The sequence below is a fragment of the Streptomyces sp. WAC06614 genome, assembly GCF_003949795.1.
In the GTDB taxonomy this organism is placed as follows: domain Bacteria; phylum Actinomycetota; class Actinomycetes; order Streptomycetales; family Streptomycetaceae; genus Streptomyces.
The window spans coordinates 21478-46609 of record NZ_RPRY01000018.1; the positions used below are offsets into that span (position 1 = coordinate 21478).

The 25132-nt window shown below is 73.1% G+C and carries 25 protein-coding genes; 6 read left to right on the forward strand and 19 right to left on the reverse strand.

Going from position 1 to position 25132, the window contains the following annotated elements:
- Positions 1 to 80 precede the first annotated feature (80 nt).
- The gene (locus EF918_RS04335; RefSeq protein WP_125640908.1) at positions 81 to 1679 is read left to right on the forward strand and encodes an alpha/beta fold hydrolase; all 1599 of its coding nucleotides are present in this window, start codon (positions 81 to 83) and stop codon (positions 1677 to 1679) included.
- Between the two features lie 36 nt (positions 1680 to 1715).
- Here EF918_RS04335 and EF918_RS04340 read toward each other — a convergent pair whose 3' ends face one another.
- From EF918_RS04340 to EF918_RS04395, 12 genes are all read right to left on the reverse strand, one after another.
- Complete coding sequence (locus EF918_RS04340) at positions 1716 to 2597, reverse strand: amino acid ABC transporter permease (protein ID WP_125640911.1); 882 nt, start codon at positions 2595 to 2597, stop codon at positions 1716 to 1718.
- Positions 2594 to 3238, reverse strand: a complete 645-nt coding sequence (locus tag EF918_RS04345; protein WP_125640914.1) for an amino acid ABC transporter permease — start codon at positions 3236 to 3238, stop codon at positions 2594 to 2596. Before EF918_RS04345 ends, EF918_RS04340 begins: the two co-directional genes overlap by 4 nt.
- 17 nt (positions 3239 to 3255) lie before the next feature.
- A complete protein-coding gene (locus EF918_RS04350) occupies positions 3256 to 4182 on the reverse strand; it encodes a glutamate ABC transporter substrate-binding protein (protein WP_125640917.1) in 927 nt (308 codons plus the stop codon).
- A 14-nt stretch (positions 4183 to 4196) separates the two neighbouring features.
- On the reverse strand, positions 4197 to 4940 hold the full coding sequence (locus EF918_RS04355) for an amino acid ABC transporter ATP-binding protein (RefSeq protein WP_125640921.1): 744 nt from the start codon (positions 4938 to 4940) through the stop codon (positions 4197 to 4199).
- 96 nt (positions 4941 to 5036) lie between these two features.
- On the reverse strand, positions 5037 to 5477 hold the full coding sequence (locus EF918_RS04360; RefSeq protein ID WP_125640924.1) for a DUF6278 family protein: 441 nt from the start codon (positions 5475 to 5477) through the stop codon (positions 5037 to 5039).
- 16 nt (positions 5478 to 5493) lie between these two features.
- The gene (locus tag EF918_RS04365; RefSeq protein ID WP_125640928.1) at positions 5494 to 6273 is read right to left on the reverse strand and encodes an exodeoxyribonuclease III; all 780 of its coding nucleotides are present in this window, start codon (positions 6271 to 6273) and stop codon (positions 5494 to 5496) included.
- A 69-nt stretch (positions 6274 to 6342) separates the two neighbouring features.
- Positions 6343 to 6975 (reverse strand): MBL fold metallo-hydrolase, encoded by a 633-nt coding sequence (locus tag EF918_RS04370; RefSeq protein WP_125640956.1) that lies wholly within the window; start codon positions 6973 to 6975, stop codon positions 6343 to 6345.
- A gap of 9 nt (positions 6976 to 6984) precedes the next feature.
- Entirely contained in the window at positions 6985 to 7575 is a 591-nt protein-coding gene (locus EF918_RS04375) for a hypothetical protein (RefSeq protein ID WP_260609769.1), read from the reverse strand.
- Positions 7572 to 8738: an ROK family glucokinase gene (locus tag EF918_RS04380; protein ID WP_125640960.1), complete on the reverse strand. Its 1167-nt coding sequence runs from the start codon at positions 8736 to 8738 to the stop codon at positions 7572 to 7574. Before EF918_RS04380 ends, EF918_RS04375 begins: the two co-directional genes overlap by 4 nt.
- Positions 8735 to 9595, reverse strand: a complete 861-nt coding sequence (locus EF918_RS04385; RefSeq protein ID WP_260609770.1) for an ATP-binding cassette domain-containing protein — start codon at positions 9593 to 9595, stop codon at positions 8735 to 8737. The genes EF918_RS04380 and EF918_RS04385 overlap by 4 nt, the downstream gene beginning before the upstream one ends.
- Positions 9592 to 10629 (reverse strand): ABC transporter permease, encoded by a 1038-nt coding sequence (locus EF918_RS04390; RefSeq protein ID WP_125640964.1) that lies wholly within the window; start codon positions 10627 to 10629, stop codon positions 9592 to 9594. The genes EF918_RS04385 and EF918_RS04390 overlap by 4 nt, the downstream gene beginning before the upstream one ends.
- Positions 10626 to 11633 (reverse strand): sugar ABC transporter substrate-binding protein, encoded by a 1008-nt coding sequence (locus EF918_RS04395; RefSeq protein WP_125640967.1) that lies wholly within the window; start codon positions 11631 to 11633, stop codon positions 10626 to 10628. The genes EF918_RS04390 and EF918_RS04395 overlap by 4 nt, the downstream gene beginning before the upstream one ends.
- Before the next feature lie 168 nt (positions 11634 to 11801).
- Between EF918_RS04395 and EF918_RS04400 the strand changes: the two genes are divergently transcribed.
- The gene (locus tag EF918_RS04400) at positions 11802 to 12839 is read left to right on the forward strand and encodes a Gfo/Idh/MocA family oxidoreductase (RefSeq protein ID WP_125640970.1); all 1038 of its coding nucleotides are present in this window, start codon (positions 11802 to 11804) and stop codon (positions 12837 to 12839) included.
- A gap of 51 nt (positions 12840 to 12890) precedes the next feature.
- Here EF918_RS04400 and EF918_RS04405 read toward each other — a convergent pair whose 3' ends face one another.
- Together EF918_RS04405 and EF918_RS04410 are read right to left on the reverse strand one after the other, a co-directional pair.
- Positions 12891 to 14075, reverse strand: coding sequence for a cytochrome P450 (locus EF918_RS04405; protein ID WP_125640973.1), 1185 nt, complete (start codon positions 14073 to 14075; stop codon positions 12891 to 12893).
- 82 nt (positions 14076 to 14157) lie between these two features.
- Entirely contained in the window at positions 14158 to 14772 is a 615-nt protein-coding gene (locus EF918_RS04410; protein ID WP_125640977.1) for a dihydrofolate reductase family protein, read from the reverse strand.
- Positions 14773 to 14951: 179 nt separating this feature from the next.
- Between EF918_RS04410 and EF918_RS04415 the strand changes: the two genes are divergently transcribed.
- Positions 14952 to 15683 (forward strand): 3-oxoacyl-ACP reductase family protein, encoded by a 732-nt coding sequence (locus EF918_RS04415; protein ID WP_125640980.1) that lies wholly within the window; start codon positions 14952 to 14954, stop codon positions 15681 to 15683.
- A 165-nt stretch (positions 15684 to 15848) separates the two neighbouring features.
- Here the strand turns inward: EF918_RS04415 and alc are convergent, their stop codons facing one another.
- Positions 15849 to 16967 (reverse strand): allantoicase, encoded by a 1119-nt coding sequence (gene alc / locus EF918_RS04420; protein ID WP_125640983.1) that lies wholly within the window; start codon positions 16965 to 16967, stop codon positions 15849 to 15851.
- A gap of 2 nt (positions 16968 to 16969) precedes the next feature.
- Positions 16970 to 18313: an allantoinase AllB gene (gene allB, locus EF918_RS04425; protein ID WP_125640986.1), complete on the reverse strand. Its 1344-nt coding sequence runs from the start codon at positions 18311 to 18313 to the stop codon at positions 16970 to 16972.
- Positions 18314 to 18641: 328 nt separating this feature from the next.
- On the opposite strand from allB, the gene EF918_RS04430 reads away from it, so the two are divergent.
- A complete protein-coding gene (locus EF918_RS04430) occupies positions 18642 to 19445 on the forward strand; it encodes an IclR family transcriptional regulator (RefSeq protein ID WP_125640989.1) in 804 nt (267 codons plus the stop codon).
- 75 nt (positions 19446 to 19520) lie between these two features.
- Here the strand turns inward: EF918_RS04430 and EF918_RS04435 are convergent, their stop codons facing one another.
- Positions 19521 to 20204 carry an ABC transporter ATP-binding protein gene (locus EF918_RS04435; protein WP_125640992.1) on the reverse strand — a complete coding sequence of 228 codons (684 nt, stop codon included), beginning with the start codon at positions 20202 to 20204 and terminating at the stop codon, positions 19521 to 19523.
- Positions 20201 to 21280, reverse strand: coding sequence for an ABC transporter permease (locus EF918_RS04440; protein WP_125640995.1), 1080 nt, complete (start codon positions 21278 to 21280; stop codon positions 20201 to 20203). The genes EF918_RS04435 and EF918_RS04440 overlap by 4 nt, the downstream gene beginning before the upstream one ends.
- Before the next feature lie 134 nt (positions 21281 to 21414).
- On the opposite strand from EF918_RS04440, the gene EF918_RS04445 reads away from it, so the two are divergent.
- Both EF918_RS04445 and EF918_RS04450 read left to right on the forward strand, forming a co-directional pair.
- Entirely contained in the window at positions 21415 to 22716 is a 1302-nt protein-coding gene (locus EF918_RS04445) for a sensor histidine kinase (protein WP_125640998.1), read from the forward strand.
- Positions 22713 to 23342, forward strand: a complete 630-nt coding sequence (locus tag EF918_RS04450; protein WP_125641001.1) for a response regulator transcription factor — start codon at positions 22713 to 22715, stop codon at positions 23340 to 23342. Before EF918_RS04445 ends, EF918_RS04450 begins: the two co-directional genes overlap by 4 nt.
- 25 nt (positions 23343 to 23367) lie before the next feature.
- Here the strand turns inward: EF918_RS04450 and EF918_RS04455 are convergent, their stop codons facing one another.
- Positions 23368 to 24864: a PLP-dependent aminotransferase family protein gene (locus EF918_RS04455; RefSeq protein WP_125641004.1), complete on the reverse strand. Its 1497-nt coding sequence runs from the start codon at positions 24862 to 24864 to the stop codon at positions 23368 to 23370.
- Positions 24865 to 25132: the final 268 nt, after the last annotated feature.

Sequence of the window (25132 nt, forward strand, 5' to 3'; positions counted from 1 at the left end):
TACCGATGGGTTACCTGCGGTAAGTCCCTCCCGTTACCGTCGGGTCACTTTCTCGACCCGGCGCACACGAGGAGCGACCGATGGACCGCACCACCACCGCCGCGGCCGTGGCAGCCGTACTCGCCGTCGCCACCCTGGGCCTGGCCCCCCACCAGGCCCGGGCGGCGACGCCGCCGGCCGAGCAGACGGAGCAGGCCGGGCAGGCCGGGCAGGCCTCCGGCATCACCTTCCACGACATCCCCGGCTCCGGCGGCATCACCCTCAAGGGCAACGTCTGGACCCCGGCCGGTGCCGCTCCCGGCCGGACCTACCCGCTGATCGTCCTGCCCACGAGCTGGGCGATGCCGCAGATCGAGTACGTCGCCCAGGCCAAGCAGCTCGCCGACTCCGGCTACGTCGTGGTCAGTTACACCTCGCGGGGGTTCTGGCTCTCCGGCGGGCAGATCGAGGTGGCCGGGCCCCCGGACGTCGCCGACGTCTCCGCCGTCATCGACTGGGCCCTGGCCCGGACCCCGGCCGACCCCGCCCGGATCGGCGTCGGCGGGGTCAGCTACGGCGCCGGGATCAGCCTCCAGGCGGCCGGGCAGGACCACCGGATCAAGGCCGTGGTCGCCCTGAGCGGCTGGGCGGACCTGATCGAGTCGATCTACTCCGGGCGCACCCAGCACCTCCAGGCCGCCGGCCTGCTCGGCGTCTCCGGCGCCCTGACCGGCCGGCCCGGCCCCGAACTCCGTCAGGTGCTGGGCGACTTCCTCGCCTCCCGGCTGGACAAGGAGGACGAGATGATCGCCTGGGGCCGGCTGCGCTCCCCGGCCGCGCAGGTCGACCGGATCAACGCGGGCGGCGCGGCCGTGATGCTCGGCAACGCCTGGGGCGACACCATCTTCCCGCCCAACCAGTACGCGGCCTTCTACGAGCGGCTGACCGGCCCCAAGCGGCTGGAGTTCCGCCCCGGCGACCACGCCACCGCCGAGGGCCTGGGCCTCTTCGGCCTGCCCGACGACACCTGGACCAACGCCCGCCGCTGGTTCGACCACCACCTGGGGGGCGTGGCCAACGGCATCGACCGCGAGCAGCCGGTTCAGCTCAAGTCCCGCACCTCCGACGGCTACGAGGGCTACCCGGACTGGAAGTCGGTCGGCGCGGCCGGCACCGAGAAGCTGGCGCTGAACGACTCCGAGCACCTCTGGGCGAACGTCGACTCCGGCGCCAACGGCGGCGTCCTGCTGCTGTCCGCCGCCCTCGACCAGTTCGTCAAGGCCCCGCCGACCGCGTCCGTCCCGCTGCTGCCGCGGGCCTTCGCCGCCGTCTGGCAGTCCGAACGGTACGACGCGGCGCGCCGGATCCGCGGCACGGTGACGCTGCACACCACCGTCACCCCCACCCACGGCGACGGCACCTTCGTCGCCTACCTCTACGACGTCGGCCCCCTCGGTATCGGCAAGCTGGTCAGCAACGCCCCGTACACCTTCCACGGCAAGGCCCCGGGGCAGGCCTTCGGGGTGGACCTGGAGCTGTTCTCCACGGCGTACGACGTGCCGGCCGGACACCGGCTCGCCCTGGTGATCGACACCGTGGACCCCCTGTACATCGAGCACAACCCCACCGGCGCACAGCTGACCTTCTCCTCGCCGCGCGCCGATCCCTCGTACCTCTCGGTGCCGCTGCGCGAGCAGTGATCTCCGGCTGCTGCCGGGTGGGGCCGCTCGGTGCGGCTACAGCTGTCCCGGCAGCACCGTCCCGGGTTCGGCCGGGGCGACCTCCACCGCCCTGGTCTTCAGGCTGCGCCGTTCTCTGCGCGCCACCCAGGTCGCGAACCAGGACAGCAGCATGCACATGCCGATGTAGATCGGCGCGATCACCATGACCACGGGGATGAAGGGCAGGTCGTAGTCGAGGTTCGAGGCGATCAGCTTGCCGGCGTGCAGGAACTCCTCGTAGGTGATCAGGAAGCCGAGCGAGGTGTCCTTGAGCGCCACCACGAGCTGGCTGATGATCGCCGGCAGCATCGCCCGGACCGCCTGCGGGGCCAGCACGAAGCTCATCACCTGGGTCTTGCGCATGCCGAGCGCGTACGCGGCCTCGCGCTGGCCCCGGTCCACGGCGTTGATGCCGGTGCGGAAGACCTCTGCCAGCACCGAGCCGTTGTACAGGGTCAGCCCCGCGACCAGGGCGGGCAGCGGCTGGACCTTCAGCGCCACGAAGATGAAGAAGATCATCACCAGCACCGGCATGGCACGGAAGAACTCCACGAACAGCGTGGCCAGCCAGCGCACCGGCCGGTGCACCGAGAGCCGCCCCGTGGCCAGCACCGCCCCGAGCACCAGCGAGAGCACCGAGGCGTAGGCGAAGGCCTTGAGGGTGTTGCCCAGGCCGTGCAGCAGCAGCCGCTGGATGCCCTCGTAGGTGAACGGGTTCCACTTGGCGGCGGCGAACTGCCCGGTGTCGACGAGCAGGTAGACGATCCAGCCGGCCAGGGCCAGGACCAGCACGGTCGAGACGAGCCCGTAGAGCAGGTGGCGGCGGCGGGCCCGGGGCCCGGGGAGGTCGTAGAGCGCGGTCGACCGGAGGTCCCCGTGCAGGGAGTGGACGGTCACCGGGCGACTCCGTAGCGCTTCTCCAGCACGTTGAACAGCGCGCTGATGGACAGGGTGATGATCAGGTAGCCCACCGCGATCCAGACGAAGGTCCAGACGATGTTGTAGCCCAGCTCGTTGAGGGTCTTGTAGGTGCCCAGCAGCTCGGTGACGCTGAAGGCGCCCGCGATGGCGGAGTTCTTGGCGAGCGCGATCAGGGTCGAGCCGATCGGCGGGATGACCGAGCGGAAGGCCTGCGGGAGCACCACGTCGCCCAGGGTCTGGGTGAAGGACAGCCCCAGCGACCGGGCCGCCTCGCCCTGCCCCTTGGGCACGGTGTTGATGCCCGCGCGCAGCGCCTCGCAGATGAAGGCCGAGGTGTAGCAGCCCAGGGCCAGCACGGCGAACAGCTCGAAGGGCAGGACCAGGCCGAAGCGGGGCAGGCCCAGCACGACCGCGAAGAACAGCAGGGTCAGCGGGGTGTTGCGCAGCACGGTCACCCAGACGGTGCCGAGGACCCGCAGGGAGCCGATGGGGGCGACCCGGAAGGAGGCCATGACGAAGCCCAGGACGAGGGCGAGCAGGGAGGCGTACACGGTCAGTTCGACCGTGCCGAGGAAGCCCTGCCAGTACAGCGGGAAGTTCTCGGTCAGGACGTACATGCGGGTACGGGCTCCCCTCAGCTCGCCGGGTAGCGGTCGATGGCGGGCGGTTGCGGGGCCGGGTTGCCGGACAGCCCGAGCGTGGCGTCGTAGGCCTTCTTCCAGTCGCCGTTCTTCTCGTGCGCGGCGAGGGCGTCGTCGAGGGCGAGGCGCAGGGCGGTGTCCCCGCGGGGCACGCCGATGCCGTAGGGCTCGGTGGAGAAGGGCTTGCCCACCACCTTGAGCGCGTCGGGCACCTTGGCGGCGTAGCCGAGGAGGATGGTGTCGTCGGTGGTGACGGCGTCGACCTGGTACGTGAGCAGGTTGTCCACGCACACGCTGTAGGTGTCGTAGGAGACCAGCACCGCCTCCGGGTGCTCCTGCTGCATCCGCTGGTACGGGGTGGAGCCGGTGGCCGAGCAGACCTTCTTGCCCTTGAGGTCCTCGGGGCCCTTGATGTCCTTCTCGTCCTTGCGGACCAGCAGGGACTGGCCGGCCAGGTAGTAGGGACCGGCGAAGCCGACCTGCTTCTTGCGCTTGTCGTTGATGGTGTAGGTGCCGACGTAGTAGTCGATCTGGCCGTTCTGCAGGGCCGTCTCGCGGTTGGCGGAGGCGATCGTGCGGAACTCGACCTGGGTGGCGGGGTCGAAGCCGAGGGAGGCCGCCAGCATCTTGGCGATCTCGATGTCGAAGCCGGAGTAGCGGCCGGAGGCCGGGTCCTTCTCCCCGAGATAGGGCTGGTCCTCCTTGACCCCGATGATCAGCCGGCCGCGCTTCCTCGCCCGCTCCCAGGTGGGCGAGTCGGGCAGGGTGAAGCCGGTGGCGACGTGGTACGTCGGCAGGTCCTCGGGCTGGGGGCCCTTGACCGGCGGGCTGCCGGGCTTGCCGCAGCCGGCCACGGCCAGGCCCAGGAGCAGCAGCAGGACGAGCGCGAGGATGCGGCGGACGCCGCGGAGGTGGTGCATGGCGCGGCGCCCCTCTAGTGCTTGAGGATCTTGGACAGGAAGTCCTTGGCCCGCTCGCTCTCGGGAGCGGTGAAGAAGGCCTCGGGCGTGCGGTCCTCGACGATCCTGCCGTCGGCCATGAAGACCACGCGGTGGGCGGCGGAGCGGGCGAAGCCCATCTCGTGGGTGACCACGACCATGGTCATCCCCTCCCGGGCGAGCTGCTGCATGACCTCCAGCACCTCGTTGATCATCTCGGGGTCGAGGGCGGAGGTGGGCTCGTCGAAGAGCAGCGCCTTGGGGTTCATGGCCAGGGCGCGGGCGATGGCCACGCGCTGCTGCTGGCCGCCGGAGAGCTGGGCGGGGTACTTCTCGGCCTGGTCGGCCAGGCCCACCCGCTGGAGCAGCTCGCGGGAGCGCTTGTCCGCCTCCTCCCGGCCGCGCTTCCTGACCTTGATCTGGGCGAGGGAGACATTGGCCAGGACGGTCTTGTGCGCGAAGAGGTTGAAGGACTGGAAGACCATCCCGACCTCGGCGCGCAGGGCCGCGAGCTCCTTGCCCTCGGCCGGCAGCGGCCGGCCGTCGAGCAGGATGGTGCCCGACTCGACGGTCTCCAGCCGGTTGATCGTCCGGCACAGCGTGGACTTGCCGGAGCCGGAGGGGCCGATGATCACCACGACCTCGCCACGGTCGACGGTGAGGTCGATGTCCTTCAGGACGTGCAGCTGCCCGTAGTGCTTGTTGACGTTCCGGAGCTCGATCAACGGATCGACGGCCATACGCTGCCCCACTTGTAGCTCGTGTCGAGTCAGCGCAAACTATCCAGCCCGGAAGGGCACTTCACCTCGACACGCCTAAAAGGGACATAAAGACGATCAGCCCTCGGACGCCTCGGCATAGGCCTGGGAGAGCTCGGGGGACCCGGTCATCGCCCAGGACACCCCCGACTCCACCACGTTCAGCTCGCGGCCCGACGCCAGGACGATCACCGGCTGACCGTTGGGCCAGACCTGCCAGTGGGCACCCGGCACGGTCCGGACCACCACCGTGCCCAGGTAGAAACCGGCGTCGTTGCCCAGCCAGGGCGCCGCCTCCGGGTCCCGGCGCCAACGCGGCATGAGCTGGTCCAGGGCCTCCAACGAGGCCGGGGTCCCGTCGAGTTCCAGCCCGGCCGCGCGGGCCTGGACCCGTAGCATCTCGCACTCCGCGAACATCTCCGCGACGCCCTCGGGATCGTCCGCCAGCGCGGCGGCCAGCGCCGCGCCCTGTCCTGTCTCGTGCCGGTGCAGCCAGTTGTCCAGGAAGGGGATGTTCATACCGTCCAGCGTGGCATCACACGTCCAGATCGACAACGACCGGCGCGTGGTCGGAGGCCCCCTTGCCCTTGCGCTCCTCCCGGTCGACGTACGCGTCCTTGACCGCGGCGGCGAACGCCTGGTTGCCGTACACCAGGTCGATGCGCATGCCCCGGTTCTTGGGGAAGGCGAGCTGGCGGTAGTCCCAGTACGTGTACGGGCGGTCGTACTTCAGCGGGCGGGGCACCACGTCCTGGAGGCCGGCGGCGCGCAGGGCCTCCAGCGCGGCCCGCTCGGCCGGGGTGACATGGGTCAGGCCGGCGAACACGGCCGGGTCGAACACGTCCTCGTCGGTGGGGGCCACGTTGTAGTCACCGAGCACCGCGAAGGGCCGCTCCCCCGCCGCGTCCTCGGCGACGGCCGCGGTCAGCGCCTTGAACCAGTCCAGCTTGTAGCCGTAGTGATCGTGCTCGACCTCGCGGCCGTTGGGCACGTAGACCGACCACAGGCGCACCCCGCCACAGGTGGCCGAGATCGCGCGGGGCTCCTGCACGCCCTCGTAGTCGGGCCCGCCGGGCAGGCCCGTGACCACGTCCTCCAGGCCGACCCGGGACAGCAGGGCCACGCCGTTCCACCGGCCGGTGGCATTGACCGCGGCCTCGTAGCCCAGCTCGCGCAGCGCGTCGTGGGGGAACTGCTCGGCGGAGCACTTGGTCTCCTGCATGCACAGGACGTCCGTGCCGGAGGACTCCAGCCAGGTGAGCAGACGGGGCAGCCGGGCGGTGATGGAGTTGACGTTGAACGTGGCGATACGCATGTCCTCCAACCTACCGCCCGGCACCGACAGCCGCGGCGCCCCGCGGCCGGACGCCGCTGGCCGGTGGCGTCAGACGTCGGCGGCCTCCCCCGCGGCCAGCCGGGCGTGCGGGGCCCCGCCCAGCAGCTCCAGGGAGTGGTCGTAGATCGGCCGGGCGATGTCGGCGAGGTAGGCGTCGTGGATGTCGATCGCACGGGCCGGCTTGACCTCGCGGACGTAGTCGATCACCTCGCCGACCTTGCTCCACGGCGCGTGCACGGGGAGCATCAGCGTCTCCACCGGTGCGTCCGGCACGGTCAGCGCGTCCCCGGGGTGGAAGAGGGAACGCTCGACCAGGAAGCCGACGTTGGTCACGCGCGGCATGTCGGGGTGGATCACCGCGTGCAGCTCGCCGTGCACCTGCACCTCGAAGCCGGCGGCGGTGAAGGCGTCACCGTGGCCGACGGTGTGCACCCGGCCCGGGTAGGCGGCGGAGAGCCGGTCCGCGACGCTGCGCAGGGTCCACAGCCCGGCGGCCGGGTTCGCGTCGAGGGCGGCCCGCAGCCGGCCCTCGTCGAAGTGGTCGGGGTGCTCGTGGGTGACCAGCAGGACGTCCGCGCCGAGACCGGCGTCCGGCTCGCTGAACACGCCGGGGTCGACGACGAGGACGCGCCCGTCCTTCTCCAGCTGGACACAGGAGTGGAGCCGCTTGGTGAGCTTCATGATCCAAGGCTACGGCGTGGCCGTGGACACCACGTAGACCTTCGGGTGCTCGGGATCGCTGAGGTCCACCGTGATGTCCTGGGCGGGCCGGGGGTCGGGCTGGTCGTGCGTGGTGCCGTACCAGGCGTTCTTGGTGTCCCAGTGCCAGCCGGCCACCTCGGTGTCCCGGGGGCTGACGGTGACCCCGCGGGTCAGGTCGTCGCGGGCGACGCCGTAGGAGGCGAGGAAGGCGTCGAGGTCCGCCGGGGTCACGGCGAACTGCACGTAGAGCCGGCTGGTGTGCCAGTTGTTGGTCTCCAGGTACCCCACCCGCCAGGCCTTGTCCGGGATCGGCACCTCGTAGATGCTGCGCTGCACCCGCGAGGGCCAGCCGGGCCGGACGTGCGTGGCCCCCACCTTGGCCGCCTTGTCGCGCCCGCTCTCCCGGCTCTGCTGGGCGGAGACGAAGAGGTAGCCGGCCGGTACGCCGATCAGCAGCACGATGATGATCGCGGTCAGCCAGCGGCGCCGGACGACGTGCCGGCGGTCCTCGGGGGGCGGGCCGGCGCTGTCGCCGTCGGAGGCGGACGCCTGGCGGGGCAGGGTGGGGGGCGGGTTCACTGCGGTTCCTGGTCCTCGGGGCGGCCGGGGATGTCGCGCCGGCCCAGTTGAGCGTACCGCTCGTACCGCTCGACGCGCCGCCGCTTGGCCCGCCGGAAGCGCCGGGCGACCAGCCGCGCCAGGTCCGCGGCGCCGACCATGCCCGCCTCGGGGCCCAGCTGCGCCTTGGCGATCCGGGCCTCGGGGCGGTAGCCGCGGCCGGTGAGATGGCGGCGGAAGGCGTCCCGGGCCGGGCCGATCAGGAGGTCGTCGGCGGCGCTGACGCCGCCGCCGATGACGAAGCAGGACGGGTCGAGGGCGGCGGCCAGGTTGGCGATGCCGACGCCCAGCCACTGACCGATGTCCTCCAGCAGCTCCACGCACATGGCGTCGCCCTCACGGGCCAGCTCGGTGATCAGCGGCCCGGTGATCTCCGGGATGGTGCCGCCGACCCGGGCGAGAATGTTGTGGGCGACCGGCGAGTCCGCCAGCGCCAGCTCCTTGGCCTCGCGGACCAGGGCGTTGCCGGAGCTGTACTGCTCCCAGCAGCCGCGGTTGCCGCAGGGGCAGCGGTGTCCGCCGGGGACCACCTGCATGTGGCCGAACTCCCCGGCGACGCCGAACCGGCCCCGCTTGACCTGGCCGTCCTCCAGGATGGCCCCGCCGATGCCGGTACCCAGGGTGATCATGACCAGGTGGTCCTCGCCCCGGCCGGCGCCGAAGCGCCACTCGGCCCAGGCGGCGGTGTTGGCATCGTTGTCCACCATGACCGGGACCGCGAGCCGGGACTGCAGGGCGTCGCGCAGCGGCTCGTCGCGCCAGGCCAGGTGGGGGGCGAAGAGCACCCGGGAGCGGTCGGCGTCGACCCAGCCGGCCGCGCCGATGCCCACGGCGTGGACGTCGTGCCGGTCGGAGAGGTCGAGGACCAGCTCGACGATGGTGTCCTCGACCACCTTCGGGCTCTTGGACTTGTCCGGGGTCTCGGTGCGCAGCTTCTCCAGGATGACCCCGTCGGCGTCGACCACGCCGGCCATCACCTTGGTGCCGCCGATGTCGATGCCGACGGTCGGGACCCGCGGGGCCGTCAGGTGCGAGCGGCGCTCACGGGTCCCGATGGTCGTCCGCAGGACGGTGCCGCGCGCCGAGCCCCGGCGGGCGAGCGTGAAGTCCCGGTACGTGCTCATCGAGTCGTGTCGTCCCTACGGGTGCGGTCGGTGGCCCCGGGCCGGTGGCCCCGGGCGGCGGGCGGGGTGTCCTGGGGCGATTGTGCCACCCGGGCCAGTTCGTGGCTCAGCTCGTCGAGCTCGGAGCCGCCGGCCATCTGGCGCGTCAGCTCGTCCAGGGTGATCGAGTCCCGGGTGTGGCTGCCGGCCATGGTCCCGCGCTTGAGCAGCACGAAACGGTCGCCGACCAGGTGGGCGTGGTGCGGGTTGTGGGTGATGAGGACCACGCCGAGGCCGGCGTCGCGGGCGGCGGCGACGTACTTGAGCACCACCCCCGACTGCTTCACCCCGAGCGCGGCCGTGGGCTCGTCCAGGACCAGCACCTTGGCGCCGAAGTACACGGCGCGGGCGATGGCCACGCACTGGCGTTCGCCGCCGGAGAGGGTGCCGATGGGCTGGTCGACGTCGCGCAGGTCGATGCCCATGCGCAGCAGCTCGGACCGGGTGGTCCCGCGCATGCGGGCCACGTCCAGGCGGCGGAAGGGGCCGCGGCCGGTGGTGGGCTCGGAGCCGAGGAAGAAGTTGCGCCAGACCGGCATCAGCGGGACCACGGCCAGGTCCTGGTAGACGGTGGCGATGCCGCGGTCCAGGGCGGCGCGGGGGTTGGCGAGGACGGTCTCCTCGCCCTCGATCTCGAAGGTGCCCTCGTCGTGCTGGTGGAGGCCGGCGATGATCTTGATCAGGGTGGACTTGCCGGCGCCGTTGTCGCCGAGGACACAGGTGATCTCCCCGGCCGAGACCTCCAGGGAGACCCCTTCCAGGGCGCGGATGTTGCCGTAGTACTTGCTGACGTCGGTCAGCTTCACGAGCGCCGTCATCGGGTCTCCTCCGCCCGCCTGCGCACCCATGCGTTGAGCAGGGTGGCCAGCAGCAGCATCGCGCCGAGGAAGAACTTGAACCAGTCCGGGTTCCACTGGGCGTACACGATGCCGTTGCTGGTCATGCCGAAGATGAAGGCGCCCACGGCGGAGCCGATCGCGGAGCCGTAGCCGCCGGTCATCAGACAGCCGCCGATGACGGCCGCGATGATGTAGAGGAACTCGTTGCCGACGCCTTCGCCCGACTGGACGACGTCGTAGCTGAACAGGATGTGCTGGCCGGAGATCCAGGCGCACAGGCCGACGCCCATGTAGAGGCCGATCCGGGTCTTGACCACGGGGACGCCGACCGCGCGGGCCGCGGCGTCGTTGCCGCCCACGGCGAAGATCCAGTTGCCGGCGCGGGTGCGCAGCAGGATCCAGGTGGCGACGGCGACCAGGGCCAGCCACCACAGGACGGTGACCTTCAGGGTGACCCCGCCGACGTCCCACTGGGAGGCGAACACGGCCCGGGCCGAGGAGAAGCCCTCCATGTCGCCGATGGACTTGGTGGAGACCCCGCCGCTGATCAGCTTGGTGAAGCCGAGGTTCAGGCCGGTCAGCATCAGGAAGGTGCCGAGGGTGATGATGAAGCTGGGCAGCTTGGTGCGGGTGAGCATGAACCCGTTGAAGAAGCCCAGGCCGAGGGTGACCAGCAGGGAGACGGCGACGCCGACCCAGACGTTGGCGGTGAGCTGGTAGCTGAACATCGAGCTGAACAGCGCCGAGGTGGTGACCATCACCCCCGCCGAGAGGTCGAACTCGCCGCCGATCATCAGCAGCGCCACCGGGACGGCCATGATCCCGATGGTGGAGGCGGAGTAGAGGATGGTGCTCAGGCTCGCGGCCCGCAGGAAGCTGTCGGCGGCGAAGGAGAAGAACACGAAGACGGCCACGGCGCCCACGACGGCCCCGAGCTCCGGCCGGCCGAGCAGGCGGCGCACCAGATGGGTGGGGGCGAGGCGTTCGTCGGCCGGTACGCCGGCCGCGGTCACCGGGTCACCCGCTTGATGTAGGGCTCCAGCTGCGCCGCCTGCTCCTTGGTGACGATCTGCGGGCCGGTCAGCACGGGCCGGCCGCCGCCGAGGGTGTCGGCGTTGTAGCGGTAGAGCCACAGCAGGTCCACGGCCTCGTAGCCCTGGAGGTAGGGCTGCTGGTCGACGGCGAAGCCGAGCTGGTCGGCCTTGAGGCCCTGGAGCACGGACGGGTTCAGGTCGAACGTGTCGACCTCGGCCTTGCTGCCCGCGGCGTCCTTGGCCTTGACGGCCGTGGCGGCGAACGGGGCGCCGAGCGTGACCACGGCGTCCACGGCCGGGTCGGCCTGGAGCTTGGCCTGGATCGCGGCCTGGACCGAGGGCATGTTGGTGCCCTCGACGTAGAGGTTCTCCAGGGCGCCGCCGAAGGTCTTCTTCGCACCGGCGCAGCGCTGCTCGTGGCCGACGTTGCCGGACTCGTGCAGCACGCAGACCGCCTTGGTGCGCCCGCGCTTGTTGAGCTCGGTGCCGACGGCCTCGCCGGCGATCTCCTCGTCCTGCCCGATGTGGGTCAGCGCGCCGTAGGCCTGGGACTGGGCGGCGCCGGAGTTCACGGTGACCACGGGGATGCCGGCCTTGACGGCCTTGCCGACGACGTCCTTGAGGGCCTCGGGCTTGGCCAGGCTGACGATGATGCCGTCGACGCGCTGGTCGATGGCGTTCTGGACGAGCTGGGCCTGGGCCTGGCCCTGGTCGTCGTGGGAGTAGATGAAGTTGATGTTGTCCTTCTTCGCGGCCTCCTTGGCGCCGTTCTGGACGATGTCCCAGAACGTGTCCCCGTCGCCCGCATGCGTGATCATGGCGAAGGTCCAGCGCGGGGTGGACACGGCCGGGCGCCCCTCGGCGGCCTTCGCACGCTCCTCGGCGCGCTTGCCGCCCGTACTGCTGCATCCCGCGAGGGACACGGCCAGCGCCGCGGCGACCACGGCCCCCGCCCAGCGCGCTCCTGTCCGAACCCTAGACACGTCGGTGTGCCATCCCTTCGCTTCGCCGATCACTCGTCGTCACAACCTGGTCATTTCAGGTTTCAGCCGCCCAGTATCCGCCACAGTGGACCTTGCAGGGTCATCGGGGCACGGCCGGGCAGGTCCGGGCAGATTGACAGCGGACCCGTACGGGGTCACGTTGAGTGCATGCGCATCGGGATCGTCGGAACCGGCCGGATCGGCTCGTTCCACGCCGCTGCGCTCAGCCGTCATCCCCAGGCCGGCTCGCTGGTGCTCGCCGACGCCGACCCGGCGCGGGCCGCGCGGCTCGCCGAGCGGCTGGGGGCCACCGCGGCGCCGGCCGTGGACCAGGTGTTCACGTGGGGGGTGGACGCGCTGGTCGTGGCCTGCGCGACGGCGGGCCACCCGGAACTGGTGGTCCGGGCCGTACGGGCGGGGCTGCCGGTGTTCTGCGAGAAACCGCTGGCCCCGGACCTGGCCGGGACCCTGGCGGTGCTGCGCGAGGTCGAGTCGCTGGGCGGCACGCTCCAGGTGGGCTTCATGCGCCGGTTCGACGCGGGCTACCGCACCGCCCGTGAGCTGGTGCGTTCCGGGGCGCTCGGCCGGCTGCACACCGTGCGCACGATGACGGCCGATCCCGCGCCGCCGCCGGCCGGGTACCTGCCCGGCTCGGGCGGGCTGTTCCGGGACTGCCTGGTGCACGACTTCGACATGGTCCGCTGGGTGACCGGGCGGGAGGTCGTCCGGGTGTACGCGACCGGTTCGGACGCCGGGCCGCCGCAGTTCCGCGCGGCCGGGGACGTGGACACGGGGGCGGCGGTGCTGACGCTGACCGACGGGACCCTGGTGACCTGCACCGGCACCCGCTGCAACGGGGCCGGCTACGACGTCCGGATGGAGCTGGCCGGAGAGCTGGACCAGGTCTCGGCCGGGCTGGACGACCGGACGCCGATCGCCTCGACCGAGCCGCACGGGCCGCCCCCGGCGAGCAGGCCGTGGACCGGTTTCCTGGAGCGGTTCGGTCCCGCGTACCAGGCGGAGCTGGCGGCGTTCGTCCGGCTGGTCCGCGGCGAGGGCGAGAACCCGTGCGACGGGCGGGAGGCCCTGGCCGCGCTGCGGATCGCCGAGGCCTGCGAGACCTCCCGCCGGGAGCGGCGCGAGGTCACGCTGGACGCCGTACCGGGCGGGCCGACGACCCCCGCGGCGCGGGCCGGCGGGAGCTGAGCCGGGGCCCGGGACGGGTCTGCCGAGGTGGTCCGGTCCTGGCACCGGCGGCTACCAGCGCACCGGGAGCTGCTTCGCGCCCCGGATCAGGGTGCCGGGGATCCATTCCGGCCGGCCGCCCTCCGGGTCCGCGGCCAGCCCGGGAAAGCGCGTCAGCAGGGAGCGGACCGCGATCCGGCCCTCCAGCCGGGCCAGCGGGGCGCCCAGGCAGAAGTGGATGCCGTGGCCGAAGGCGAGGTGGCCCTGCGGGGCGCGCCGGATGTCGAAGGTGTCCGGTTCCGGGAACCGGCCCGGGTCGCGGCCGGCCCCGGCCAGCGAGACCAGCACCGCGTCACCGGCCGCGATCCGCACCCCGGCGATCTCGGTGTCCTCGCGGGCGAAGCGGTAGGTGGAGTTCTCCACCGGGCCGTCGTAGCGCAGCATCTCCTCGACGGCGCCGTCGAGCAGGCCCCAGTCGGCGCGCAGGGCGGCGAGCTGGTCGGGATGGTCGAGCAGGGCGCGCACCCCGTTGCCGATGAGGTTGACCGTGGTCTCGTGGCCGGCGACGAGCAGCAGGAAGGCCATGCCGACCAGTTCCTCGTGGCCGAGCCGGTCGCCGCCCTCGTCCCTGGTCCGGATCAGCGCGCTCATCAGGTCCTCGCCGGGGCGGCGCCGCTTGTCCTCGATCAGTTCGGCGAGGTAGCCCGCCACGGCCGCCAGTGCCTCGGAGGAGGCGGCCGTGCTGGAGGGCGCGACCACCTCGTTGGACCAGCGGCGGAACTGCTCCCGGTCGAGGTCGGGGACGCCGAGCAGCTCGCAGATCACGGTCATCGGCAGCGGGAAGGCGAGCGACCGGATCAGATCGGTGCGGCGGGCACCTTCGGCGGCCATCCCCTCGAGCAGCTCGTCGGTGATCTGCTGGACGCGCGGGCGCATGGCCTCGACCCGGCGGGCGGTGAACTCGCGGGATACGAGCCGGCGCAGCCGGGTGTGCCGGGGCGGGTCGGACTCCAGCATGTGGTTGTTGACGGCGCTGGCGACCACGTCGCCGAAGTACTCCGAGGCCTGCCAGTCCTTGGAGAGGCCGGGGTGGTTGAGGGCCTCGCGGCAGGCCTCGTGGCCGACGACCAGCCAGACCAGGTCGCCGTTCTCCAGGGCGACGCGGTGCACGGGGCCGGCCGCGCGCAACTTGGCGTAGTACGGGTACGGATCCGCCGTGAAGTCGTCCCCGTGGCTGCTGATGTCCAGGTTCGGCATCGGTCTCCTTGCCCTTTCCCCCGTGTCCGGCGTTCAGCGTAGGACGGCGTCCCTGCGGCGGGGTCGGGATTCGGACAGGCGTTCAGTCCGGAAAGGACCCGAACGTCGCCCGGCCGGACGGCCGGTAGGTGAGGACGGCCGTGCCGCCCGAGGTGATGTGGGAGGCCACGAGATCGCAGGCGGTGGGCAGGCCGCCGGTGGGGAAGAGACGGCGACCCTTGCCGAGGAAGACCGGGTGCACGAACAGGCAGAACTCGTCGATCAGGTCGCGCGCGAGGAGGTACTGGGCCAGTTGTCCGCTGCCCCACACCTGGAGCTCGCCGTCGAGGGCGTCCTTGACCCGGGTGACCTCGGCCTGGAGTTCGCCGTCCAGGACCGTGACGGGCCCCCAGGCCGGGTCCTGGAGCGTGGTCGAGGCCACGTACTTGGGCAGGGTGTTGAGGCGGTGCGCGATCGGGTCGGCGGGGTCCTCGTGGGCGGGCCAGTAGCCGGCGAAGATCTCGTAGGTGCGCCGGCCCAGCAGGAAGGCCCGGGCGCGGTCGAAGATCTCGGTCACGCAGGCCCCGCCCTCGTCGTCCAGGAGCGGGACCTGCCAGCCGCCGTAGGTGAAGCCCTCGCTGGGGTCCTCCTGCGGTCCGCCCGGGGCCTGCATCACGCCGTCGAGGGTGACAAAGGTGGTCAGGGTCAGCTTGCCCATGGCGCCGCCTCCTCTTCTTCCGTTTCCTTCGCGGGCCTTTCCCTGGTGCAGACTCCCCGAGCCGCGGCGGCTCATCGGTGCGCCACGCACGAACGCGGGGGCGGATTCCCGCCAGCACCGGATGCGCCCGGCGTATGGGATGGACGTCGCAACCCGATGGTTCGACGTACGGAGGAACGATGGACGGCAAGGCGGTACTGGTGACGGGGGGCAGCCGGGGCATCGGCGCGGCGATCGCCGTGCGGCTGGCCGAGGCCGGGGCCGATGTGGCGATCACCTACGCGTCCCGGGAGGCGGCGGCCCAGGACGTGGTCCGCGCGATCGAGGCGGCCGGCCGGCGGGGCGTCGCCCTCCGGGCGGACTCCGGCGACCCGGCGGAGGCCGCCGGTGCCGTGGACCGCGCGGCCGAGGCCCTGGGCGGGCTGGACGTCCTGGTCAACAACGCGGGCGTCGGCCTCGTCGGCCCCCTGGAGTCGATCACCCCGGCCGATGTGGACCGGGTGCTCTCGGTGAACGTGCGCGGGGTCTTCCTGGCCTCGCAGGCGGCGGCCGCCCGGATGGGGCGGGGCGGCCGGATCGTCACCGTCGGCAGCTGCATGGCCCAGCGGGTCCCCGGCCCGGGCGGCACGCTCTACGCGATGAGCAAGGCGGCGCTCGGCGGGCTCAACCGGGCCCTGGCCCGGGAGCTGGGCGAGCGGGGGATCACCGCGAACCTGGTCCTGCCGGGCCCGGTGGACACCGACATGAACCCGGCCGACGGGCCCTTCGCCGGACCGCAGAGCGCGATGACGGCGCTGGGCCGGTTCGGTCGTCCCGAGGAGGTCGCCGCCGTGGTGGCGTTCCTGGCGGGGGACGGGTCGGCGTACGTCACCGGGGCCGAGTTCGCCGTCGACGGCGGGCACGCGGCGTAGCAGCGCCGACGGGGCCCACCGCGCGCGTGCGCGCGGTGGGCCCCACGGGCTGTCCGGGGTGGCCGGTGGTGCGTCCGGTCACCCGCGGGGGTCACGGGCGGGTGTCGCGCCGCCCGTGACCGGACCCCGGGAATGTCGGTTCCCGGGGACGTCGTCGGACCGGTGTCAGCCGCCGAGCTCCTGGTGACGGGCGGTCAGCGCGGCCGTACCGGCCTCCGTCAGGGAGCCGAACAGGCGCAGCCGGGAGAAGCCGCCGTCCGGGAAGATGTCGATCCGGACGTGGGTGCCGACCGCCGGAGCGTCCAGCACGAACCGGTGGTTGGTGTCGGGCTGCAGGCGGGTGCGCGGCAGGAACTCCGTCCACTCGCCCTCCTCGCCCGTCTTCACCGACAGCGAGGCCCAGCCGGCCGAGTTGCCCTTGAGGTAGGCGGTGTCGATCTCGACCGCGCGGATCTCGGACTCGGCGACGAGCTGGTAGCGGATCCAGTCGTTGCCCCGGTCACGGCGGCGGGCGGTCTCCCAGCCGTCGTCCATCTTGCGGGAGCGGCCCGGGTTGATGGTGTTGGTCGGCGGGGAGTAGAAGCGGTTGGAGGCGTCCTGGACGGCGCCGCCGTTCTCCAGCGCCACCACGTCGAAGGAGCCGAGGGCCGCGAGCCACTGCGGGTCCGGCAGGACCTCGCCGTGGACGCGCAGGCGGGCGATGCCGCCGTCGGGGTGCTGGTTGACGCGCAGGTGGGTGAAGCGCTGCTCGACGGTCACCTCGAAGCCGTTGGCCGCGTGGCCGCCGACGGGGGTGCGCGGGACGAGGGTCGTCCACTTCACGTCGTCGCCGAGGAGCTCCTCGGGGGTGGGCGCGAGGGCGCCCTCCCAGTTGGTCCCCTCGACGGACACGGCCTGCGGCATGTTGCCGCGGAAGTGGGCGGTGTCGACCACGATGCCGCGGATGACGCCGGGGGCGCCCAGGCGTACCAGGGCCCAGTCGTGGTCCTCCGCGGTCGGCCAGGGCTGCTCGGCGGAGACACCGCGCCGGCGGCGGGTCTCCCAGCCGTCCATGACCTTGCCCTTGTGGCCGAAGTGCTCGGGGTCGAAGTGTGCGGCCTCGGCGACGAGCAGGTTCTCGCGCTGGGCGAAGAACTCGTCGTTGGCGGCGATCACACCGGCGCCGAGCTCACGGGCGGCGAGGTTCGCGAAGTGCGAGAACGGGAACTCGGCCGTGCGGTAGTCGGCGTACGGGTCGCCGCCCCCGTACGGGTTCGCGTTGCCGGTGAAGGAAGGGATCGGCACTGTCAGTTCTGCCTTTCGAGGAGGAGGCCGCTGGGCTCGGACGGGGTGCCGTGGTCGGCGATCTGCGTACCGCGCAGCCAGGTGGACTTCACGACGCCGTACAGCGTCCGGCCGGCGTAGGCCGTGACCTGGTTGCGGTGGTGGAGCTCGGCCGGGTCCACGGTGAAGGTCTCGTCGGGCGCCAGGACCGCGAAGTCGGCGTCGCGGCCGGCCTCGATGGCGCCCTTCTGCGTCAGGCCCGCGAGGCGGGCGGGGGCGGTGGACATCCAGCCGACGACGTCCTCCAGGGAGCGCCCGCGCCGGCGCGCCTCGGTCCAGATGGCGGGCAGGCCGAGCTGGAGGGAGGAGATGCCGCCCCAGGCGGTGGAGAAGTCGCTGGTCTTGAGGTCCGCCGTGGACGGCGAGTGGTCGGAGACGATGCAGTCGATCGTGCCGTCGGCCAGCGCGTCCCAGAGCAGGTCCTGGTTGGCGGCCTCGCGGATGGGCGGGCAGCACTTGAACTCGCTGGCGCCGTCGGGCACTTCCTCGGCGGTCAGGGTGAGGTAGTGCGGGCAGGACTCGACGGTGATCCGTACGCCCTCGGCCTTCGCGGCGGCGATCAGCGGCAGCGCGTCGCTGGAGGACAGGTGCAGCACGTGGACGCGGGCGTCCAGCCGCTTGGCCTGGGCGATCAGGTTCTCGATCGCGGTGTTCTCGGCGTCGCGCGGGCGGGAGGCGAGGAAGTCGGCGTACTTCGGGCCCGGTACGGACGGCGCGGAGTCCAGGTGGTGCGGGTCCTCGGCGTGGACGATCATCAGCCCGCCGAAGCCGCTGATCTCCGCGAGGGACGCGGCGAGCTGCTCCTGGTCGAGCTCGGGGAACTCGTCGACGCCCGAGGGCGACAGGAAGCACTTGAAGCCGAAGACGCCGGCGTCGTGCAGCGGGTGCAGGTCCTTGACGTTGTCCGGCAGGGCGCCGCCCCAGAAGCCGACGTCCACATGGGCCTTCTCGCGGGCCACGTCCTGCTTGATCCGCAGGTGGTCCACGGTGGTGGTGGGCGGCAGGGAGTTGAGCGGCATGTCGAGGATCGTGGTGATCCCGCCGGCCGCGGCTGCGCGGGTGGCCGTCCAGAAGCCTTCCCACTCGGTACGGCCCGGGTCGTTCACGTGGACGTGGGTGTCGACCAGACCGGGGAGCAGCACGTCGTCACCGAAGTCCTGCAGCCGGGCGCCGGCGGGCACCTCGGCCTCGTACGGCAGCACGGCCGCGATCTTCCCGGCGGCGACGGCCACCGAGGCGGCGCGCGTGCCCTCGGGGGTGATGACGCGCGTCGAGCGCAGTACCAGTTCCACTGCCACGTCGGACACCCGGAACCTCCCGATCTACTTCCACAGAGCGAAATTCAACGTTCTGTTGACGGAGTCTTCATGGCGATCCGGGGCCCGTCAAGAGCACCCGGACGGACCGCTGACGCACAGCCGGTGCACTTGGATGTTTCCACAGGATGGAATTATGATTTCGCTTCACAGAATGTAGGTACCACCACCGCAACCCGGCCGGTCCCCCTCCGGCCCAGGTCCGGCACCCGGACAAACCGCCTCTGACCGGCGACGACGGCAGCGACCCGACACTAGGGCCGCCGCCGGGGGCCGGGTAGGCTGCTCCCTTGCCTGCCAGCACCGAAAGGACCGCGCCGTGCCGACGTCCAGCGCCAGCACCACCGACGCCGCCTCCAAGACCACCGCTGCCAGCGGTGGCGTCCAGTCCCTCGAGCGCGCCTTCGATCTGCTCGAACGGATGGCGGACGCGGGGGGCGAGGTCGGCCTGAGCGAGCTCTCCGCCGCCAGCGGCCTGCCCCTGCCCACCATCCACCGGCTCATGCGCACGCTCGTGGCCTGCGGGTACGTACGGCAGCAGCCCAACCGACGGTACTCCCTCGGCCCCCGGCTGATCCGGCTCGGCGAGTCCGCGTCCCGGCTGCTGGGCACCTGGGCGCGGCCGTACCTGGCCCGCCTGGTCGAGGAGACCGGCGAGACGGCGAACATGGCCCTGCTCGACGGCGACGAGATCGTCTACGTCGCCCAGGTGCCCTCCAAGCACTCCATGCGCATGTTCACCGAGGTCGGCCGCCGGGTGCTCCCCCACTCCACCGGTGTGGGCAAGGCGCTGCTGGCCCACACCCCCGCCGACGAGGTACGGGCGCTGCTGGCGCGCACCGGCATGCCCGCGGCGACCGAGAAGACCATCACCACCCCCGAGGGCTTCCTCGACGCCCTGGAGCAGGTCCGCAAGGCCGGCTACGCCGTCGACGACAACGAGCAGGAGATAGGGGTCCGCTGCCTCGCGGTCTCCGTGCCGAACTCGCCGACCGCCGCCGCCATCTCCATCTCCGGCCCGGCCGGCCGGGTCACCGAGGCCGCGACCGAGACCATCGTGCCGATCCTCCAGGAGATCGCCGCCGAGCTGTCGGTGGCCCTGGCCAACCAGAACCCGGCCTGACCCCGAACGCACCGTACGGCGAGAGCCCGGACCCCCTCCACGGGGTCCGGGCTCTCGCCGTGGCCGGTGGCCGCCTCAGGCGGCGGCCACCGGGTCCGTGAGCCGGCCGTCGGTCATCGTCACCGTCCGGTCCATCCGCTCCAGGTGCGCCCGGTCGTGGGTGACCAGCACGGTGGCGGTGGACCGCTCCCGGGTCAGGCCGACCAGCAGGTCCAGCACGGCCGCGCCGCGCTCGTGGTCCAGGGCGCTGGTGGGCTCGTCCACCAGCAGCACGGAGGGCTCGTTCACCAGGGCCCGGGCGATGTTCACCCGCTGGCGCTGGCCGCCCGAGAGCTGGTGCGGACGCTTGTCGGCCTTGTCCGCCAGGCCCACCGCGTCCAGCAGCTCCAGGGCCCGCCGGCGCACCTGCCGGGCGGGCCGGCCGGAGAGGTGGGCCATCACCTGGAGCTGCTCGGCGGCGGTCAGCGAGGCGAGCAGGTTGGGCTGCTGGAAGACGATGCCGATCTGCTCGCGGCGCAGCGCCGACTTCTCCGCGGCGCCCATCCGCGCGGTGTCCCGGCCGGCCACCACGACCCGCCCGGAGTCCGGGGTGACCAGGGTGGCCGCGACCGCGAGCAGGCTGGACTTGCCGGAGCCGGACGGTCCGACCACCGCCGTCAGGGTCCCGGCGGGCACCTGGAGACGGACCCCGTCCAGGGCCGTCAGCCGGCTCTCGCCGTCGGGGTAGGTGAGGGTGACGTCGTCGACGAGGAGGGTCATCGGGCGCTCCCGAGGGCGGTCAGAGGGTCGACGGCGGTGATCCGCCGGACGGACAGGGCGGCCCCGACCGCGCCGAGCGCGATCATCACCGCGGCGGGGACCAGCACGGTGGGCGCGTCCAGGACGAACGGCACGTCGCCGCCGCTGATCAGCGCCCCGAGCCCGGCCGCCAGCAGGGTCCCCAGGCCCGTTCCCGCGGCCAGCATGACCACGGCCTGGCCGAGCGCGTCCTTGAGCAGGTACGGGGTGGAGGCGCCGAGCGCCTTGAGCACGGCCACGTCCGGGCTGCGCTGGATGGTCCAGACGGTGAAGAAGGCACCTATGACCAGGGCGGAGATGGCGAAGAGGAAACCGCGCATCAGCTGGAGCGAGCCGTTCTCGGCCTGGTAGGAGCCTATGGCGCCGAGGGCCTCGTCGAGGGTCTGCGCCCGGGTGGCGGTGGCCTTGTCCCCGGCGGCCAGGTCGGCCGTGCCGTCGGCGTCGAGGGCGATCACGGTGGCCGTCGTCCCCGTGGCGCCGGGGTTGCCGATCCGCTGCCAGTCGCCCAGGTCGGCCCAGACCACGGGGGTGTGGCTGTAGGCGGCGGTGCCCGAGACCGCGGCGACGGTGAGGTCCAGCGGGCCGATCCTGACCGTGCCGCCGGCCTTGGCGCCGCCGAGCTCGTCGGCGGCCTTCTCGGTCAGGACGACCTGTCCCGGGGCGAGGCCGCGCGGTGCCAGGCCCGCCGCCGGCTCCACCCCGAAGACGGACACGGCCGCGGTGCGCTCGCCGGCGGCGGCGTTGGTGGTGCGGATGCCGATCGGGTGCGCCGAGCGCACCCCGGGCTGCTTGGCCCAGGCCTCCCAGGCGCTCTCGGGCACCTGGGACTGGGTGAAGGACACCTTCTGGTCCCCGCCCGGGGCGGCGAAGGCCAGGTGGGTGGCGGGCAGCCCGGTGACGGCGGAGATGTTCTCCCGCGCCAGCCCGGACGTCAGTCCCGACAGCAGGCCGACCAGCAGCGTGATCAGCACGACGACCGCGCCCATCAGGGCGAAGCGGCCCTTGGCGAACCGTAGATCTCTCCATGCGACGAACATGGCCCCCACCTTGGCCGCCGGCCCGGCCGGGGGGCATCGCGCCACGGGAGCGAGGATCGGATCGAAGGGAGCATTCCGACATCAAACTTTCGGTTGACCGGGCCCGGCCGCGGCCGACCTACGCTGGTCGGGCGATGCTTTCCCTCCTCGATCCCCGACACTCCCGACCGCTCACCCCCGTCTCGCGCGTCCTGCGGCTGTGCCTGCACGCGCTGCTGCTGGGTCTGCTGGCCCTGGCCGCCGCGCGGGCCCTGGCCGACTCCTCGCCCGGCGCGGGCCGGGTGGTGGCCACCGCCGCGCTGGTGGCCCTCGTCTACGCCGCCGGGGTACGGGCCCCGGCCGTGCACCGCTCGCCGCGGGCGGGCGCGCTGTGGCTGGCCGCGGTGGGCGCCGCCTGGGTGGCGCTGCTGGTGGTCTCGCCGGACGGCGTGTGGATCGCCTTCCCGCTGTACTTCCTCGAACTGCACCTGCTGCCGCTGCGCTGGGGCGTGCCGGCCGTGGTGCTGACCGCGTGCGCGGCCATCGGCGGGTTCCTCGGGCACAGCGGGGCGGTGACCCCGGGGGCGTTCCTCGGGCCGCTGCTGGGCGCGGCGGTGGCGGTCGCGACCGTGCTCGGCTACCAGGCCCTGTACCGGGAGAGCGAGCGCCGCCGGGAGCTGATCGAGGAGCTGATCACCACGCGGGCGGAACTGGCCGCCGCCGAGCGCGGCGCGGGCATCCTCGCCGAGCGGGAGCGGCTGGCCCGGGAGATCCACGACACCCTCGCCCAGGGCCTGTCCTCGATCCAGCTGCTGCTGCGGGCCGCCGAACGGGCCCTGGCGGAGGACCGTACGGCGAGCGCCGCGGCACCGGGCCCCGGCCCGGCGGCGGACCCCGCCCCGGGCACCGGCCCCGGCCCCGGAGCGGCTGCGGCGGCGCTGGCGCACATCGCGCGGGCCCGGGAGGCCGCCCAGGAGAACCTCGCCGAGGCGCGCCGGTTCGTCCGGGCGCTCACCCCGCCCGACCTGGAGCACGGCTCTCTCGCGGCGGCCCTGGAACGGCTGTGCGCGGGCGCGCCCGGGCCGCGCGTACGGTTCTCGCTGAGCGGGACCCCGGCCGAGCTGCCGACCCCGTACGAGGTGGCGCTGCTGCGGATCGCGCAGTCGGCGCTGGCCAACGTGGTGCGGCACGCCCGGGCGGACCGCGCCGAGATCACCCTGACCTTCATGGACGCGTCGGTGACCTTGGACATCGTGGACGACGGCCGCGGGTTCGACCCCCGTCGGGCGCACACCGTCGCCGCGGCCGGGACCCCGGCCGCGGACGGGGGCTTCGGCCTGCCGGCGATGCGCTCGCGCGCCGAGTCCCTGGGCGGGACCTTCACCGTGGAGTCCGCCCCCGGCCAGGGCACCGCCGTGGCCGTGACCCTGCCGCTGCCCGTGGAGGAGGCCCGATGACGATCCGGCTGCTGCTCGCCGACGACCACCCGGTGGTCCGGGCGGGCCTGCGCGCGGTCCTGGACACCGAGCCCGGCTTCACCGTGGTGGCGGAGGCCGCGACCGCCGAGCGGGCGGTGGAGCTGGCCGCCGCCGAAGAGGTCGACGTGGTCCTGATGGACCTCCAGTTCGGCGCCGGGATGCACGGCTCGCAGGCCACGGCCGCGATCACCGCCCGGCCCGGCGGTCCGCGGGTGCTGGTGCTGACCACGTACGACACCGATGCCGACATCCTGGCCGCGGTGGAGGCCGGGGCCTCCGGCTACCTGCTCAAGGACGCCCCGCCGGAGGAGCTGGCGGCGGCGGTCCGTACGGCCGCGGCCGGGCAGTCGGCGCTGGCCCCGGCGGTGGCGCTGCGGCTGATGGACCGGATGCGGACCCCGGCCGAGGCGCTGACCAAGCGGGAGCTGGAGGTGCTCCAGCTCGTCGCGGACGGGCTGTCGAACCAGCAGATCTCCAAGCGGCTGTTCCTGAGCCAGGCCACGGTGAAGTCCCACCTGGTGCACATCTACGCCAAGCTCGGCGTGGAGTCCCGTACGGCGGCCGTGGCGGCGGCGGGCGCCCGGCGCCTGATCCGCACCCCGTAGCGGCCGGGCGGCCCGCGCCCCGCGGCTAGGCGACCCAGTGCGGCCGGTCCACCGCCGGCGCCAGCGGGACCCCGTCGTGGAAGGCGGCGGCCAGCCGCCGCACGCCCTCGTCCAGCCGCTCGGGCGGCAGGGTGTACGGGATCCGCAGCCGGTGCTCGAAGGTGCCGGGGTCCACGCCGAACCGGGCCCCGCGCCCGATGTGCACCCCGGCCGCGGCGGCGCGTTCGGCCAGGGCGGAGCTGACCGGCTCGCCGAGGTCCACCCAGAGCGAGAGCCCGCCGGGCGGCACCGTCCACGACCACTCGGGGGTGTGCCGCTGCAGGGCCTCGATCAGGGCCGCCCGCTGCACCCGGAGCTGCTCCAGCCGGGCCGGCAGGGTCCGCTCCAGCCCGTCGAGCAGCGGCAGGGCGACGAGCTGGTCCAGGACGGAGCCGGTCATGTCGGTGGCGGCCCGTACGGCGGTCAGCTCGGCCACGAGCTTGGCGGTGGCCCGGACCCAGCCGACCCGGAGCCCGCCCCAGTGGGTCTTGCTCAGCGAGCCGATGGTGACGACGTGGTCGGCGCCGCCGCGGGCGGCCAGGGCGGCCAGCGGTGCGGGTGCGGGCACGTCGAGGGCGATGTCGGCGAGGGTCTCGTCCACCACCAGCCAGGTGCCGGTGCGGCGGGTCGCGGCGAGCAGGGCCAGGCGCTGGTCCTCGGGCATCAGGGCGCCGGTGGGGTTCTGGAAGTCGGGGATGACGTAGGCCAGCCGCGGGACGGTCTGGCGCAGGGTGGACTCGGCGATCTCCAGGTCCCAGCCGGCGTCGGTGACGGCGACGGGGGCCGTGCGCAGCCGGGCGTGGCGCAGGGCGTCGAGGGCGTTGGCGTAGGTCGGGTTCTCGGTGACCACCCGGTCGCCGGCCCGGCACAGCAGGCTCACCACCAGCGTCAGGGCCTGCTGGGCGCCGGCGGTGACCAGGATCTGCTCGGGCCGGGTGGGCAGGCCGCGCCGGGTGAACCGCTCGGCCACGGCCGCCCGCAGGTCGGGCAGGCCGAAGGGCAGGTAGCCGGGGGTACGGGCGGCGGCCGGCAGCCGGGGCGCGGCCTGGGCCAGGGCCTCGGCGAGGGCGCCGTCGGGGGCGCCCATGGCGGCGATGGCGAGGTCGATGCCGGGGTCCCCGTCGGGCAGGAAACCGCCGCTGCCGCCGGCGCCGAGCAGGGCGTGGGCGCCGACCGGGCGGTGTCCGTCGGGCAGTTCGGTGAAGGTGCCCGAGCCGCGCCGGCTGCGGGCGTAGCCGCTCTCGCGCAGCAGGTCGTAGGCGCCCGTGACGGTGGCCCGGCCGGCGCCGAGGCATTCGGCGAGCTCGCGTTCGGCGGGGAGCCGGATGTGCAGGGCGACCCGGCCGTCCAGGATCAGGGTGCGGATCGCCTCGGCCAGGGCCCGGTAGCCGGGGCGGGCCAGCACCGGGGGCGGAAGCAGGGCGGCGAGCTGCCGGCTGCCGATCGTCCTGTCCGCCGTATGGACCACTCGCCCGTTCGCCATGCCAACCTCCCCCGATTGGCTCTGCCGGCCAGGCCAATCGGACTCCAGACTCGCGGTATTGGCCCCCATCGGCAAGGGAGTACCGCGAAGATGCTGACCGACCGTGACGAACGTGCCCTCCTGGCGGCCCGGGAGGGCCGGATCGCCGACCCCGTACGGCTCCGGCTCCGCCTGCCGCGGCGGCTGCGGGGCGCTCTGGCCCCCGTACGGGAACGGCTCGCGGGCCGGGGGCGAGAATCGGAGCCATGCCGACCGACGAGCCCGCCCC